The sequence below is a fragment of the Leifsonia soli genome (assembly GCF_013408745.1).
Lineage (GTDB): Bacteria > Actinomycetota > Actinomycetes > Actinomycetales > Microbacteriaceae > Leifsonia > Leifsonia soli.
In genome coordinates this window covers 974,354-989,946 of the sequence record NZ_JACCBJ010000001.1, presented here as the reverse complement: position 1 = coordinate 989,946, position 15,593 = coordinate 974,354, and the positions used below count along the sequence as shown (strand labels likewise).

The window sequence follows — 15,593 nt, the reverse complement described above, 5'->3', positions numbered from 1 at the left end:
CGCTCCACAGCCGAATGACCGATCGACCCGATCCCGAGGAGGATCCGGCCGACACCAGGAGCATCCCCTGGTCGTCAGTGCGGGCGACGGCGGACCCGTTCTCGGCCAGCAGGCGGAGCGCGGTCGCTGTGGGATGTCCGTATCCGTTTCGGGCGCCTACCGAGAGCAGCCCCAGCCTCGCCTGCAGTCGCCGGTAGAGGTCGGCGCTCTGATCGGCAGAACCGTGGTGCGCGACCTTGACGACGTCCACTGCGCGCACGGCGCCGCTCGCGACCAGCGCATTCTGCGCCTCTTCGCCCAGATCGCCGGGGAAGAGCGCGCGCAGCCCCTTGCCGTCGGTCTCCACCGTGATGCTGCCCGCGTTCCCGATGTCGGCTTCGCCGCTCGCGGCAGCGGGCGGCCACAGCACGCGCCAGGTGAGCTCACCCAGGCGACCGGACAGTCCGGCGCGACCCTGCTCGGTCGGCACGCCTGCCCCCCGGAGGGTGGCGAGCGTGCGCTCGTCGGCCTCGCGCACGGGCCGCTGGACGATCGCCCGCCCGACCCGGTCGGCCACGCCCGACAGCCCGCCGACGTGGTCGGCGTCGAAGTGGGTCAGCACGAGGAGATCCACCCGGGCGATTCCGAGGCGGTCGAGGCAGGCGCCCGCAGGCTCCGGTTCGCGCCCCACATCGATCATGGCGACGGCGTCGCCGTCCCGGATCAGCAGCGCGTCCCCCTGCCCGACATCGCACGCGGCGAGCTGCCAGTCCGAGGGGAGGGCCAGAGCACGACCGACCAGACCACCTCCCAGAGCGCCGACGTAGGCCACCGCACCGACGCACAGGGCCACGACCGCGACGACCGAGGCGATCGACGCTGCCCGCGACGACCTCCTCCCCAGGACGACGATGGCGACCGCCACGACGACCGCGGCACTCAACAGCACCCCGGCAAGCCCGGGGGCCCACGGTGCTGCGACGCCGGGGAGACGGCTCGTGAACACCGCGACCTGCGCGATCCACGCGGAGGGCAGCCATGCCAGCCAGACGACCACCTGGCCGAGCCCGGGCGCCCACGGGAGCACGGCGCACGCGATGCATCCGAGGATCGTGGCCACCGGCGCTGCGGGCTCGGCGAGCAGGTTCGCGGGCACGCCGTAGAGCGGCAGCGTCGGGGCTAGCAGGAGGAGCACAGGCTGGCAGGCGAGCTGCGCCGCGGTAGGAACCGCGACGGCGACGGCGGCCGCCCGTGGCATCCACCGTGCGAGGACGCGGCTCAGCGGCCCGGCGAGGACGAGCAACCCGCCCGTCGCGAGCACCGAGAGCGCGAAGCCGTAGTCGCGCGCGATCCAGGGATCGTGCACCAGCAGCACGATCATCGCAAGCGCCAGAGCGGGCACCCCGTCCGCCTCCCGGCCGCGCGCCAGCCCGATCAGCAGAACGGCCGCCATGACGGCCGCACGGATGACGCTTGCTCCGGGTCCGACGAGCACGACGAACCCCGCCAGCGCGACAGCGGCCACCATGACCCGGGAGCGCCTCCCCAGACCGGCGAGCCGGGCCAGCCCGAACACCAGGGCGATGACAAGGGCGCAGTTCGCCCCGGACACCGCGGTGAGATGGCTGAGCGATGCCGCTTTCATCGCCTCGTCGAGGTCGACGGACACGGCGGTCTCGTCGCCGATCGCGAGCCCGGGCAGCAGGGCGCCGCCGTCGCCGGGAGTCGCCGCGGCGGCCAGGGCGAACGTCTCACGGGCGACCGCGGCCCACCTCAGCCAGGGCGGTGGCGGCGCGACGACGGCCACATCGTCACGGACGCTGACCGTATAGGTCGTCGGCTCACCGGGCTCGGCGCTCGTGACCGCCCCGGTCACGCGCACGACCGCTCCGAAGGCGCACGCGCGCGCCTCCCGTTCGGTGCCTCCGAAGAGCACGGTGACGGGCACTGCGTCAGGCCGCGACGTCGTACCGCCGTCCGTCCTTCCCCGAAGGCTCCAGCGCGCGCCGCCGTCGAAGCCCGCAGCGACCCGCTGCGGAGTCCGGTCGACCCGCACCAGCAGTGTGACCGTCTCCGATGCGTCCACGGCCGCATCCAGCCCGGCGGACGCCCGTGACGGCGACTGAGCCGCGACCGCCACCGAGCCGACGGCGACCGCTGCGAGCACCAGGGCCACGAGCGGAAGGGAGCGACGAAGCGGACCAGCAGCACACCGACGGCGCACGACGGACGCGCCGACGCTCCCCGCCACGACACCGACGACGCCCCCGGCACACGCCAGCGCGACGCCTACGGCCGCGTCCGCCACGCCGACCAGCACGGCCACGGCGGTCCACAGCGCGCACGCGGGCAGGGCGAGTCGCAGATCGGGCATCACACCACCACGCGATCCTTGAGGCCGTCGAACAGCTTCTGACCGATCCCCGAGACCTTCATGAGGTCGGAGACCGCACCGAACCGCCCGTTCGCGGCACGCCAATCGACGATCCGCTGGGCGAGCGCCGGACCGATCCGGGGAAGCGTCTCCAGCTCGGCCGGTGTGGCCGTGTTGAGATTCAGCGGCGCTCCGGATGCGGAACCGGCCGACCCCGACCCCGATGCCACACCACCCGCACCAGCACCACCAGCCGGCGGAGGGTCGCCGACCCGGGGAACCACCAGCTGCTCGCCGTCCGCGACAGGCCGAGCGAGGTTCAGGGCGGCGATGTCGGCGCCGTCGGCGGCTCCCCCGGCGGCGGCCACCGCATCCAGCACGCGGGACCCGGCGGGGAGGTCGACGATGCCCGGATCGCGGACCGCGCCGGTGACGTGGAGGAGCAGACGCCCGGCGGCCGTCGCGGTCGCCGCCGCATTTGTCGCCCCCGCCGACGACGGCACCGGCGTTCCGAGGTCGACGGAGCTCCCCTGCTGGGCGGTCGCCGACACCAGAACGGCGACCACCGCCGCGACGATCGCCAGCGCGACCGCCGCCCCCACCCCGACGCGAACGCGCACAGAGCGACGGTCGTCGCCGCTCTCGGGCGCGGCAGGACCGACGGCGGAGGGGTCGGCGCGGTGTCGCATGCCTCCACGCTAGGAAGCAGCGCGGCCGGAGGGTCGCCCCGCGTCGACTCCGTGGAGAGACGACGGAAGCGCCGGGCTGTGAACAACCCGGCGCTTCCGTCGTCGCGCCCGCTCAGGCGGGCGCCGCCCTCAGGCGCGCGGCTTCGTGGCGATGTTGACGAGACGAGGCGCGCGCACGATCACGTTGACGATCTCGCGGTCGCCGACCGATCGCTGCACGGCCTCCGAATCGCGGGCCAGCGACTCCAGGTCGTCCGCCGCGATCTTCGGCGAGACCTCCAGGCGGTCGCGCACCTTGCCGTCCACCTGGACCACGGCCGTCACCGACTCCTCGATCAGCAGCGTCGGGTCGGGCTTGCGCCACTGCGCCAGCGCCACCGACGGCTCGTAGCCGAGCTTCGACCACATGTCCTCCGCGGTGTACGGGGCGAACAGGTTCAGCGCCATCGCGATGACCTCCGCGGCCTCGCGCACGGCCGCGTCTCCCGCGCCCGGACCGGAGTCGATCGTCTTGCGCGTCGCGTTGACCAGCTCCATCAGCCGGGCGACGACCACGTTGAACTTGAACGACTCGATCAGGCCGGGGGCATCGGCCAGGAACCGGTGCGTCGCACGGCGCAGCGCCGGGTCGCCCGTCTTCCAGACCACATCCGGCGCACTCGTCACGTCATCCGCGATGCGCCAGGCGCGCGCCAGGAACTTGGCGCTCCCCGACGGCGAGACGTCCGCCCAGTCGATGTCGTCCTCCGGCGGCCCGGCGAACGCCATGGTCAGACGCACCGCGTCGACGCCGTGCTCGTCCAGCTGCTCGGACAGCTTCACCAGGTTGCCACGGGACTTCGACATCGCCGAGCCGTCCATCAGCACCAGGCCCTGGTTGAGCAGCGCCGTGAACGGCTCCGTGAAGCTGATGTAGCCCAGGTCGAACAGCACCTTCGTGATGAACCGTGCGTACAGCAGGTGCAGGATGGCGTGCGTCACGCCGCCGACGTACTGGTCGACCGGCGCCCACTTCTCCGCCTCGCGGGGGTCGAACGCCTGGGTGGAGTCGTTCGCCGACAGGAACCGCAGGAAGTACCACGAGCTGTCCACGAACGTGTCCATGGTGTCCGTGTCGCGCGTGGCGGGGCCGCCGCAGTTCGGGCAGGAGACATTGACCCAGTCGGTCGCAGCGCCCAGCGGGCTGGTGCCCTTCGGCTGCAGGTCGAGACCCTCGGCCGGCGGCAGCAGCACGGGCAGCTCGGACTCGGGCACCGGGACCTCGCCGCACTGCTCGCAGTGGATGATCGGGATGGGGGTGCCCCAGTAGCGCTGCCGCGAGATCAGCCAGTCGCGCAGGCGGAAGTTCTTCGCCGGCGCACCCAGGTTCGACGCCTGCAGCGCCTCCGTCACGCGACGGATGGCGTTGGACTTGCTCAGGCCGTCGAACGGACCCGAGTTGATCAGGCGCCCCTCGCCGGTCAGCGCGATACCCGTCTCGGACGGGTTCTCGAGCGCCGCCTCGTCCGGCAGGATCGGCTCGCCGGTCTCCGGGTCGGTGTGGATGACGGGGATCGCGCCGGTGACGGGCTGCGTGGTGTCGACGACGACGCGCACCGGCAGATCGAAGGCGCGCGCGAAGTCGAGGTCGCGCTGGTCGTGCGCGGGGACGGCCATGATCGCGCCGTGCCCGTAGTCGCTCAGCACATAGTCGGCGGCCCAGATCGGGATGCGCTCCCCCGTCAGCGGGTTGATCGCGTGACGCTCCAGGAACACACCGGTCTTCTCGCGCTCCGTGCTCAGACGGTCCATCTCGGTGGTGCCGCGCACCACGTCCAGGTAGTCGTCGAAGCGCTTGCGCACCTCGGGCCGTGCGCCCTCCACCAGCTCGGAGGCCAGGTCGGAGTCGGGGGCGACCACCATGAACGTGACGCCGTACAGCGTGTCCGGCCGCGTGGTGTACACGGTCACCGGCTCGTCACGGCCCTCGATGCGGAACGTGACGTCGGCGCCCGTCGAGCGCCCGATCCAGTTGCGCTGCATGGAGATGACCTTGGACGGCCAGGCGCCCTCCAGCTGGTTCAGGTCGTCCAGCAGGCGGTCCGCGTAGTCCGTGATGCGGAAGTACCACTGGGTCAGCTTCTTCTTGGTGACCAGGTTGTCGCAGCGCTCGCAGCGGCCGCCGACGACCTGCTCGTTGGCCAGCACGGTCTGGTCGAACGGACACCAGTTGACCTGGCTCGCCTTGCGGTAGGCCAGGCCCTTCTCGTACAGCTTCAGGAACAGCCACTGGTTCCAGCGGTAGTAGGCCGGGTCGGAGGTCTGCAGCACGCGGTCCCAGTCGAAGCTGGGCGCGTAGCGGCGCATGCTCGCCTTCTGCTGGGCGATGTTGTCGTTCGTCCAGCCCGCGGGGTCGAGGCCGCGCTTGATGGCGGCGTTCTCGGCGGGCAGGCCGAAGGAGTCCCACCCGATCGGGTGCAGCACGTTGAAGCCCTGCTGACGCCAGTACCGCGCGATGACATCGCCCAGCGCGTACGCCTCGGCGTGACCCATGTGCAGGTCACCGGACGGGTAGGGGAACATGTCGAGGATGTACTTGCGCGGGCGGGTGTCCGCGGGGTCGTCCGTCGCGAACGGCCGGAGCTCTTCCCAGACCGGGAGCCATTTGCCCTGGATGGCGGCGAAATCGTAGGCGGCGCGCTCGTCGTGCGCGCGACCGGTCTGCTGGGGTGTGCTCGCTGCCGTGGTGCCGGCTGCGTCGTGCTCGTGTGCCACGTGACTCTCAATCTCGGTTCCGTCGTGCCGCGTCGGGATTTCTGGCGGCACGGAAGAGGACGGGCGGCGCGCGCCCGGTACTCCAGACTACTAAACGTCGGAGGCGTCCAGTCCGTTCCCAGCGCGCCCTCAGTTCGCCGAGGGCGTGCGCTCCGCGGTCAGCCCAGCCGCCGCCAGCAGAGCAGCCGCCTTCACCTGCACTTCGGCGAGCTCCTCCTCCGGGACGGAGAGCGCGGTGATGCCGCCTCCCGCGCCGATCGCGACCCCGCCCCCGGCGAGGTGGATGCTGCGGATCACCATCGCCAGGTGCGCATCCCCGTCGACCCCGAAGAAGCCGAAGCAGCCGGCGAACGCGCCGCGCGGACCCTCCTCCAGCCGGTGGAGGATGCGCATGGCGCTCAGCTTGGGGGCGCCGGTCATCGAGCCGGCCGGGAAGCACGCGGCCACCGCATCCACCGCGCCGAGCCCCGGCCGCAGCCGCCCCTCGACGGTCGAGACCAGCTGGTGCACCTGCGCGTAGCTCTCCACCGCGAGCAGGTGGCTGACCGCCACGGAACCGACCTGGCACACCCGCCCGAGGTCGTTGCGCATCAGGTCGACGATCATCACGTTCTCGGCGCGCTCCTTCTCGCTCGCCTCCAGCTCCCCGCGCAGCTCCAGGTCGGCGGCGACCGTGGCGCCGCGCGGCCGCGTCCCCTTGATCGGCCGGGTACGCACCCGGCCGTCCGGGTGGACGCGCAGGAACTCCTCCGGCGACGAGCTCACCAGCGTCTCACCGCCGATCCGGACGAAGCCGCCGAACGGCGCGGGGCTCGCGCGCCGCAGCCGCAGGTGCACGGCGAGCGGGTCGGCGGAGCTGCGCGCGGTCGCGCTGTTGGTGAGGCACAACTGGTAGGCGTCCCCCGCGCGGATCGCGTCCTGGCACGCCCGGATCGCCGCCAGGTACGCCTCGTCGTCGTGACGCCAGTGCGCTGCGGCGGAAGGGACGGGATGCGCGGCCGCGTAGACATCCGCGGCACCACCGGCGCGGGCCAGCGCCCGGACCGCTGCGTCGATCCAGGCCGTCCCGTCGGCGTCGTCCGGCGCGACGACCGTGACGGTGCGAGCGGCGTGGTCGAATGCGAGCGCGCGGTCGACGAACAGCAGGGATGCGTCGGCGGGCGACCCGTCCCGCCGCTCGGCGATCGGGGCGCCGGCCTGCGCCGCACCGGCCTCGTAGCCGATCCGCCCCCACCAGCCGATCGGCACGGACGTGGACACCGGGACGGCACCGCGACGCGCGGCGAGGTCGGCGTGCAGCGCATCCAGCACCTCCCCGGGCCGGGTCACGCCGTCGATGGTCACCGTTCCGTCGGCGACGGATGCGGACATCCGCACCCGGCCGGTGCCCATGAAAGAGCTGCCGGCGATCGCGTCCGGTCCGCTGTCGAGCCAGACCGCATCCGCACCGCCCGGCCCGCCGAAGAGCGTCGCGAAGGCATCGGCCGGATCGACCCAGGTGTCGAGCGGCTGCACGCGGAGCGGGGTGAGCACCGGACTAGCCTAGGCGAGTGGACGCGCGCAGCACCGGACCGGTCAGCTCCCTCTCCGATTGGGCCGACGGTGAGCTCCGGCCGCGCGACGACTGCGAGCTGACGGAGACCGGGCTGCTGGCCGCCGACTCCTTCCTGGTGCGCGACGGCCGGGTGCTTGCGCTCGGGCTGCATCGCACCCGGTTCGCCGAGACGGCACGAGAGCAGGGATTCGCCGACCGCGCGGAGCTGGATGCGTTCTGGGATGCCGCCATCGGCTCCCTGCCGCGCGACGGCGCCTGGTTCCCCCGGTTCGAGCTCGTCACGGCGCGCGACGCCCTCCGGCTACGCTTCCGGCTCCGCACGGCGCCGCCGCTCACCTCCGAGCTCGTCGTCGTGACCGCGGACACCGACCCGCGTACCGTCCCGCACCTGAAGGGACCGGACCTCGACCGGCTCAGCGCGCTCCGCCAGCGGGCGCAGCGGCGGGGCGCCCAGGAGGCGGTGATCCTCGACGACGGCCGGGTGTCCGACGGCACGACGACCGCTCTGCTCTGGTGGCGCGGGGATGCGCTGTTCGCCCCGCCGTTCTCGTTGCCCCGGGTCGACAGCGTCGCCGCGCGCACGGTGCGGGGTATCGCCGCTGCGCTCGGCGCCCCCGTCGAGGATGTGGCCGTGCGGCCGTCCGAGCTGGAGGGCGCGGTGCTGTGGGCCGTGAACGCCCTGCACGGCATCCGGGCCGTCACCGCGTGGGTGGGCGGGCCTCCGCTCGTCCAGGACCCCGCGCGGACCGAAGCCTGGCGCGCCCGGTTCGCGGCGCTGGCGCGGCCGCTGCCCTGAGCGGGCGGCCTGCCGCCTCACGCCCCGACCAGGGCCCCGTCCTCCAGCCGCACCACCCGATCTACGAGATCCGTCGGCACCTCCGTGTGCGAGATCAGGAGCACCGTTCGGCCGTCCTCCGCCGCCGTCCGGAGGACATCCCGCACGATCGCGTCCGCCACGGCGCTGTCGACATTGGCCGTCGGCTCGTCGACCACCAGCACCGGGAAGTCGGCCAGCAGCGCGCGGGCGAGCGCGATGCGCTGCGCCTGGCCGCCCGAGACCAGGGCGCCGCGCTCGCCGACGGGTTCCGAGAGCCCGCCCCGGGCGAGCGCCCAATCGCGCAGGCCGACTCGGGCGAGCACGGCGAGCAGGTCGTCATCGGTCGCCGTCTCGCGGGCGAACAGGAGGTTCTGGCGGAGATCGGAGTGGAACAGGTAGGGACGCTGCTCCACCAGGCCGACGATGCGCCGCACGTCGTCCTGTCGCAGGTCGCGCGTCGGGACGCCGTCGATCGAGTACTCGCCGGTGTGGTCGATCAGCCGCGTCAGCACGTGGGCGAGCGCCGTCTTGCCCGCGCCGGTCGGGCCGGTCAGCAGCACGCGCTCCCCCGGCTTCAGCCGCAGCGTGAGGTCGCGCAGCACCTCCCGGCCGTCGTCCGGCCAGTGCGCCGACACGGCGTCGAGCCGGACGTCGGGGACGCCGCCGGATGCGTCCGCCCCGACGATCGCGACCGCGTCGAGCGCGCCCGCCGCATCCACGGGTACGCCGTCCGGCACCGCGACCGGAGCCGCGGATGCGATCCGCTCGGCGCTCGCCCGCACGCGCCGCCAGGCGCCGAACGCCAGAGGGACGGTGCCGAAGACCTCGAACACGGCGAGCGGGAGCAGCGCGACCACGGCCAGCCCCGGCGCGCTGAGCGAGCCGCCCGCCAGAGCGGGGATGCCTCCCGCGAGCCCGAAGAGGGTCGCCGCGCCCGCGAGCAGGGACACCGCGCCCGCGGTGGCGCCGAGCCCCACGGCGCGGGTGCGCGACGCGGTCGTCAGCCGCTCGCCGGCCACGCGGACGCGCTCCTGCGCGGCGGGGAGCGCGTCGAAAGCGGTCAGCACGTCGAGGTTGGCGACCAGGTCGTGCAGGGCGTCGTTGAGCTCGGCCCGGAGGGGCGCGATGCGACGCTCCGCGGCGCCGGCGACCCACCGGTTCACCAGCAGGCCGGCGACCAGGGCCACCGCGAGGGTGACCAGCAGCGCGACGCCCGCCGCCGGCAGGATCAGGAACGCCGCGACGACGCTTCCCGCAGCGACGAGACCGGCGCTGACCAGGGGCTGGATGACCCGCAGCGCCAGATTCTGGAGCTCGTCCACGTCGTCCGCCAACCGGGCGAGGAGGTCGCCCGACCGCACACCGCGGAGTCCGTCGGGCGCCAGCGGTTCGAGCCGGGCGTAGAGACGCGACCGCACCGTCCCGAGCTGCCGGAACGCCGCATCGTGGCCGGCCAGCCGCTCCAAGTACCGGAAGAAGGCGCGGCCGAGCGCAAACGCCCGGACGCCGACGATCGCCGCCGACAGGTACATCAGCGCGGGCTGCTCCGACGCGCGCGTGATCAGCCAGGCCGAGACGCCGAGCAGGGCGACGGCGCTCCCGCCGCTCAGCACACCGAACCCGATGGCCGTCCATAGCCGGCCCGGGGACGGGAGCGCCAGCCGGAGGATGCGGCGCACCTCGGCCGGGTCCGCGGCGCCCCGGGCGCCCGGTCCGGACATCGGGCTCTGCGACGACTCAGCGGACACGCGACACCTCGCTCGTCTCGGCCGGGACGCCGGCCCCTGGGACCTCGTCCGCATCCCTCGCCGGCAGTGTGAGGACGACATCCGCCGCCTCCGCCACCGCGGGCCGGTGGCTGACGACCAGGACGGCCGCCCCCTCGTCGGCCGCGCGCCGCAACGACCGCAGCACGCGCGCCTCCGTCTCTGCGTCGAGCGCCGAGGTCGGCTCGTCCAGGATCAGCACAGGGCAGCCGCGGGCGCGGAGGCGATAGAGCGCCCGCGCCACCGCGACCCGCTGCGCCTGCCCGCCGGAGAGACCGGAGCCGCCCGGGCCGAGCACGAACGACGGGTCCAGCTCGTCGGCGGCCGCATCCCGCAGCGCCTCCGCCACGCGCGCGTCCTCGGCGGCTGCCTGTTCGGCGCGCGCGTCGCCCAGCGCGACGTTCTCCGCGATGCTCCCGGCCAGCAGACCGGGCCGCTGTCCGGCCCAGGCGATCGCTTCGCGCCGCCCGGCGGCATCGGTCCTTCCTCCCGCGAGGATGCGTCCTTCGGCGTCCGTGAACCCCAGCACCCCGGAGATCAGGCTCGACTTGCCCGCTCCGCTCGGCGCGCGCAGCACGGCGAAGGTGCCAGGGGGAATCTCGGCACCGAAGCGGTCGACGACCGTGCGTCCGTCGTAGGCGATCCGCACATCCTGGAGCACCAGACCGGTACCGGCGGCCGGGTCCGCGCCCGGAGCGGCCTCCGGCACGGCCTCCGCCGCCTCGATGACGGCGAACGCGTTCGACGCCGCCTCGATCCCCTCCGCCGCCGCGTGGTAGCTCGCGCCCACGTTGCGCAGGGGCAGGAACGCCTCCGGAGCGAGCAGCAGCACGAACAACCCGACCGAGAGGTCCATCGAGCCGCCCAGCAGACGCAGGCCGATGGTGACCGCGATCACCGCGACGGACAGGCTGGCGGCCAGCTCCAGCACGAAGCCGGAGAGGAACGACATCCGCAGCACCCGCATGGTGTGCACGCGGTACTGCTCGCTCACCTGGCGGATGCGCGCCTCCTGGCGATGCTGCCGCCCGAACAGCTTCAGCGTGGAGAGCCCGGCGACGACATCGAGGAATCCGCTGGAAAGCGTCGACAGCGCACGCCACTGCCGCTTCTGCGCAGCCTGCGTCGCCCAGCCGACGAGCACCATGAACACGGGGATGAGCGGCAGGGTGATCACGAGAATGATCCCGCTGGTGAGATCCCGCCAGCCGATGGTGAGCACGAGCAGCGGCGTCGCGATGGCGGTGCCGATGAGCTGCGGCAGGTATTTCGCAAAATACCCGTCGAGCGCATCCATGCCGTGGCCGGCGACGAGGGTGACCTCGGCCGTGCTGCGGCGTGCGACCCAGCCGGGGCCTAGCCGTCCGACGGCGGCGACCAGGCGCTCCCGCAGTTGACCCACCGCGCGGGCGCCCCCACGGGACGACACCGACTCGACCGCCCACAGCACCGCAGCGCGCACGACCACGACGAGGCCGAGCAGGCCGATCGTCGGGGCGAGCGCGGCCAGCGACTCGCCCGCGATCGACCGCACCACCAGCTGGGTCACCAGCCAGGCGAACGCGATGACGCACGCGGTCTGCAGCACGGCGAGCCCGGCGCCCGCGACGAGCGTGCCGCGGGTCGCCTGCGCGTACCGCAGGAGGCGGGGGTCGAGCGGGCGCACGTCAGGCCGTCACGGTTCGCTGGTCGTCCGCGGCCTCCTGCGGGATGTGGTCGCGCGTCACGCGCTTGCGGAAGATCCAGTAGGTCCAGCCCTGATACACCAGGATCAGCGGGAGGAAGATCGCCGCGACCCAGGTCATGATCGTGAGCGTGGTCTGCGAGCTGGACGCGTTCGCGATGGTCAGGCTGTTCTCCGGGTTGGGCGACGAGGGCATCACATCCGGGAACAGCGCGGCGAACAGCGAAACGACGGCCAGAGCGATGGTCGCGGCCATGAAGCCGAACGACCACCCCTCCGCCCCGCGCAGGTTGGCGATCCACGAGGCGACGAGCGCGACGGCCGCGAAGATCGCGAGCGCGAGGAACACCGGCGAGAAGTGAGAGACCGCCGTCCAGCCGAGGAAGACCGCTGCGACGACGATCGCGACGGCGCCCGAGCGTGTGGCGAGGCGGCGCGCCCTGGCCCGCAGGTCGCCGTCCGTCTTCAGCGAGATGAACACGACCCCGTGGGTGAAGAACAGCAGGAGGGTGGTCAGACCGCCGACGATCGCGTAACCGTTGAGGAGGTCGAACAGCGTCCCGGTGTAGTCGTGGTTCGCGTTCAGCGCGACGCCCTGCACGATGTTGGCGAAGGCGACCCCCCAGAGGAACGCCGGGACGGCGGAGCCGACGATGATCATCCCGTCGAACCACTTCTTCCACCGCGCGCCCGCCCGCTGGTGCCGGTACTCGAACGACACACCGCGGACGATCAGCGCGAGCAGGATGAGCAGCAGCGCCAGGTAGAAGCCGCTGAACAGGGTGGCGTACCACTCGGGGAACGCGGCGAAGAGCGCGGCGCCGCCCACGATGACCCACGTCTCGTTGAGGTCCCAGACCGGACCGATCGTGTTGATCATCACGCGGCGGTCGACGTCGTCGCGGCCGAGGAACGGCAGCGCCATCCCCACCCCGAAGTCGAAGCCGTCGAGCACGAAGTAGCCGACGAAGAAGAAGGCGACGATGCCGAACCAGAGAACTGCGAGATCCATTGTCGTGCTCCTCCTAGTAGACCGTTGCGACGGGGATGGGCTCGCCGGCGTCGTCGAGATGCTTCTCGATCGGCTCAGGGCCCTTCTGGGCGGCGCGCTTGATCAGCTTGAACTCGACCACCGCGAGGGTGCCGTAGATGGCGGTGAAGGCGACGAGCGAGATCAGCACCTCGAGTCCCGTCGTCCCGGGCGAGACGCCGTCGGCCGTCTTCATGAGGCTGAACACGATCCAGGGCTGGCGGCCCATCTCGGTGAAGATCCAGCCGACGATCATCGCCAGCAGCGACAGCGGCATGGCCCAGATCGCGATCCGCCACTGCCAGGCGCGGTTCGGCATGCGTCCCTTGCGGGTGAGCCAGAGGCCGACGACCGCGATGGCGACGTGCAGCATCCCGAGGCCGATCATCCAGCGGAAGGCCCAGTAGGTGATCCAGATGGTGGGCGTGTAGTCGCCGGGGCCGTAGAGCTGCGTGTACTGCGCCTGCAGGTCGTTGATGCCCTCGACGGTGCCGTTCAGACTGTGGGTCGACAGGAACGACAGCAGGTAGGGCACGCGGATGGAAAACAGCTCGTGCACGCCGTCCGGAGTGCCGAGGGTGAAGATCGAGAACGAGGCGTCAGCCCCCGTCGAGGTCTTGTACAACGCCTCCGCGGCCGCCATCTTCATCGGCTGCGTCTCGACCATCGCGAGGCCGAGCTGGTCGCCGCTGAGGACCGTTCCGATCCCGGCGCCGATCATCAGCCACAGGCCGAACTTCAGCGCGGGCCGCATCGTCTCCAGGTGGTTGTTCCGCGACAGGTGCCACGCGGCGACGGCGATGATGAGGCCGGCGGACACCATGAAGCAGCCGAAGATCGTGTGCGGGAAGGCGGCCAGGGCGACCTTGTTCGTCAGCACGGCCCACAGGTCGGTGAGCTCGGCCCGGCCCTTCGCCGCGTTGATGTGGTAGCCGACCGGGTTCTGCATGAACGCATTCGCCGCGAGGATGAAGTACGCCGAGAGGATGCTGCCCACCGACACGATCCAGATCGTCGCCAGGTGCAGCCCCTTCGGGAGGCGGTCCCAGCCGAAGATCCACAGCCCGATGAACGTCGCCTCCAGGAAGAACGCGAGCAGACCCTCCAGGGCGAGCGGAGCGCCGAAGATGTCGCCGACGAACCGGGAGTAGTCCGACCAGTTCATGCCGAACTGGAACTCCTGCACGATGCCGGTCACCACGCCCATCGCGAAGTTGATGAGGAAGATCTTGCCGAAGAAGTGGGTGAGCTGCAGGTAGTGCGGCTTGCCGGTGCGGTACCAGGCCGTCTGGAAGATCGCGGTGCAGGTGACCAGGCCGATCGTCAGCGGCACGAACAGGAAGTGGTAGATCGTGGTGAGCCCGAACTGCCAGCGTGCCAGTAGGAGCGGGTCCAGCAGTTCGTTCACGTGAGTTCCCTTCGCCTCTTCTACACAGTGTAGAACTGAACTTCTACGAAGTGTAGAACATTCTCAGCCTGTTCGCGCTACTCTGGATGCGTGGCCAATCTCGGAGAACTCGAACGGGCCGTCATGGACGCCCTGTGGGACGGCGACGCGCCCGTCACGGCGGGTGAGCTACGCGACAAGCTAGCGGCCACCCGCGACACGGGCAAGGCTCCTGCGCTCACGACGATCCTGACGGTGCTCTCCCGGCTCGAGGCCAAGGGCTTCGTCAGCCGCGACCGCGACGCGCGTCCGCACGTGTACCACGCGGCCCTGTCCCGCGCCGGTCACGTGGCCGACCTGATGCGCGAAGTGCTCGAGTCGTCCTCCGACCGCACCCAGGCGCTCGCCTACTTCGTCGGATCCGTCGACGAGTCGGAAGCCGAGGTGCTGCGCCGCCTGCTCGACGCCCGCAGCGTGTGAGCAGCGACCCCGCTGCCGGGCTCGCCGGCGCGATCTTCCTGGGCGCTCTGGCCATCGCGCTCGCGTGGCCGGTCCCGCTGCTGCTCGCGCGTGCCAAATGGCCGTCGGCCGCGCCCGTGCTCGCCGTCGCACTCTGGCAGTCGATTGCGCTCGCGGGCGGCATCTCGATGATCGGGTCGTTGCTCCTCGCTGGCCTGCAGCCGTTCGGAGACGACCTCTGGTCGCGCATCCAGGGAGCCGCCGGGTCGCTCTTCCACGGGCCGCTTCCCGCCGATGCCAGTCTCCTGAACGCGTTCCTGCTGAGCGCGGCCGTCCTGCTGACGGCGCACCTCCTCCTGAACCTCGCGCTCACGTCCGTGCGCAGCCGCAATCAGCGGCACCGGCACATGGAGCTGCTGCGCCTGCTGTCCTCCCCGCTGCCCGACGCTCCGACGACGCGCGTGATCGACCACCCGGCCCCCGCCGCCTACTGCCTGCCGGGAGCGCGCAGCGTCACCGTGCTCTCCGAGGGCATGATCGCGCTGCTCTCCCCCGACCAGCTGGATGCGGTGGTCGCCCACGAGCGCGCCCACCTGCGCCAGAAGCACCACCTGCTGCTCGATGCGTTCCGTTCGTGGAAGCGCGCCCTCCCCTGGTTCCCGATCGCCACCCGGGCGCAGGACGCGGTCGCACTGCTCCTGGAGATGCTCGCCGACGACACCGCTCGCCACGAGGCGGGAGACCGTGTGCTCGCCGGGGCGATCCGCCTCGTCGACGAGACGGGACAGGCGGGCGCCGTTCTCGGCGCACCGAAGGATCGCCGCACCCCGGAACAGCGACGGGCCGCTCTGATCGCCCGCGAGAACCGCCTGACGGACGGCCGGCGGACCGTCGGCCCCGTGCTGCGCGCCGCCGTCATCCTCACGACGGCGCTCCTGGTGATCGTCCCCCCGGTCGTCATCCTCACCACCTGACCGCCCGCCCGGCCCACCCTGGCCGAGATTTGCGCCAAATCTCGGGGCTCGTGCGGGGAGGGTGCAGCGACGATCCAGGGAGGAGCCAGGCCGCGCCGCTACGCTTCCGCTATGCCGCAGCCCGG

10 protein-coding genes and 1 pseudogene are annotated in these 15,593 nt (G+C 72.2%); 3 read left to right on the top strand and 8 right to left on the bottom strand.

The annotated features are described in order from the left end of the window. Positions 1-196 precede the first annotated feature (196 nt). From BJ963_RS19345 to pabB, 4 genes and pseudogenes are all read right to left on the bottom strand, one after another. Positions 197-2,353: pseudogene (locus tag BJ963_RS19345) on the bottom strand (ComEC/Rec2 family competence protein); the annotation flags it as partial. Further along, the gene (locus BJ963_RS04780; RefSeq protein WP_179454969.1) at positions 2,353-3,042 is read right to left on the bottom strand and encodes a ComEA family DNA-binding protein; all 690 of its coding nucleotides are present in this window, start codon (positions 3,040-3,042) and stop codon (positions 2,353-2,355) included. The pseudogene BJ963_RS19345 and the gene BJ963_RS04780, both read right to left, overlap by 1 nt. A gap of 129 nt (positions 3,043-3,171) precedes the next feature. Next, a complete protein-coding gene (gene leuS / locus BJ963_RS04775) occupies positions 3,172-5,796 on the bottom strand; it encodes a leucine--tRNA ligase (RefSeq protein ID WP_343037228.1) in 2,625 nt (874 codons plus the stop codon). Between the two features lie 129 nt (positions 5,797-5,925). Continuing rightward, the gene (pabB, locus tag BJ963_RS04770; RefSeq protein WP_179454967.1) at positions 5,926-7,329 is read right to left on the bottom strand and encodes an aminodeoxychorismate synthase component I; all 1,404 of its coding nucleotides are present in this window, start codon (positions 7,327-7,329) and stop codon (positions 5,926-5,928) included. Between the two features lie 17 nt (positions 7,330-7,346). Between pabB and BJ963_RS04765 the strand changes: the two genes are divergently transcribed. Further along, entirely contained in the window at positions 7,347-8,147 is an 801-nt protein-coding gene (locus tag BJ963_RS04765; RefSeq protein ID WP_179454965.1) for an aminotransferase class IV, read from the top strand. Positions 8,148-8,164: 17 nt separating this feature from the next. Here BJ963_RS04765 and cydC read toward each other — a convergent pair whose 3' ends face one another. Genes cydC through BJ963_RS04745 form a run of 4 tightly spaced genes read right to left on the bottom strand, consistent with a single transcriptional unit; the run spans position 8,165 to position 14,056 of the window. Beyond that, positions 8,165-9,889 (bottom strand): thiol reductant ABC exporter subunit CydC, encoded by a 1,725-nt coding sequence (gene cydC / locus BJ963_RS04760; RefSeq protein ID WP_179458028.1) that lies wholly within the window; start codon positions 9,887-9,889, stop codon positions 8,165-8,167. Positions 9,890-9,905: 16 nt separating this feature from the next. Next, on the bottom strand, positions 9,906-11,600 hold the full coding sequence (gene cydD / locus BJ963_RS04755) for a thiol reductant ABC exporter subunit CydD (RefSeq protein WP_179454963.1): 1,695 nt from the start codon (positions 11,598-11,600) through the stop codon (positions 9,906-9,908). 1 nt (position 11,601) lies between these two features. Further along, positions 11,602-12,630, bottom strand: a complete 1,029-nt coding sequence (gene cydB / locus BJ963_RS04750) for a cytochrome d ubiquinol oxidase subunit II (protein ID WP_089911188.1) — start codon at positions 12,628-12,630, stop codon at positions 11,602-11,604. A 13-nt stretch (positions 12,631-12,643) separates the two neighbouring features. Further along, complete coding sequence (locus BJ963_RS04745) at positions 12,644-14,056, bottom strand: cytochrome ubiquinol oxidase subunit I (RefSeq protein ID WP_179454961.1); 1,413 nt, start codon at positions 14,054-14,056, stop codon at positions 12,644-12,646. A 90-nt stretch (positions 14,057-14,146) separates the two neighbouring features. On the opposite strand from BJ963_RS04745, the gene BJ963_RS04740 reads away from it, so the two are divergent. After that, complete coding sequence (locus tag BJ963_RS04740; RefSeq protein WP_089911193.1) at positions 14,147-14,515, top strand: BlaI/MecI/CopY family transcriptional regulator; 369 nt, start codon at positions 14,147-14,149, stop codon at positions 14,513-14,515. Beyond that, positions 14,512-15,468: a M48 family metalloprotease gene (locus tag BJ963_RS04735; RefSeq protein WP_179454959.1), complete on the top strand. Its 957-nt coding sequence runs from the start codon at positions 14,512-14,514 to the stop codon at positions 15,466-15,468. The genes BJ963_RS04740 and BJ963_RS04735 overlap by 4 nt, the downstream gene beginning before the upstream one ends. Positions 15,469-15,593: the final 125 nt, after the last annotated feature.

Bases quoted from the DNA above. Each gene is read 5' to 3' on its own strand.
- cydB (WP_089911188.1), bottom strand. From the start codon at position 12,630: ATGGATCTCGCAGTTCTCTGGTTCGGCATCGTCGCCTTCTTCTTCGTC.
- cydC (WP_179458028.1), bottom strand. From the start codon at position 9,889: ATGTCCGGACCGGGCGCCCGGGGCGCCGCGGACCCGGCCGAGGTGCGC.
- BJ963_RS04780 (WP_179454969.1), bottom strand. From the start codon at position 3,042: ATGCGACACCGCGCCGACCCCTCCGCCGTCGGTCCTGCCGCGCCCGAG.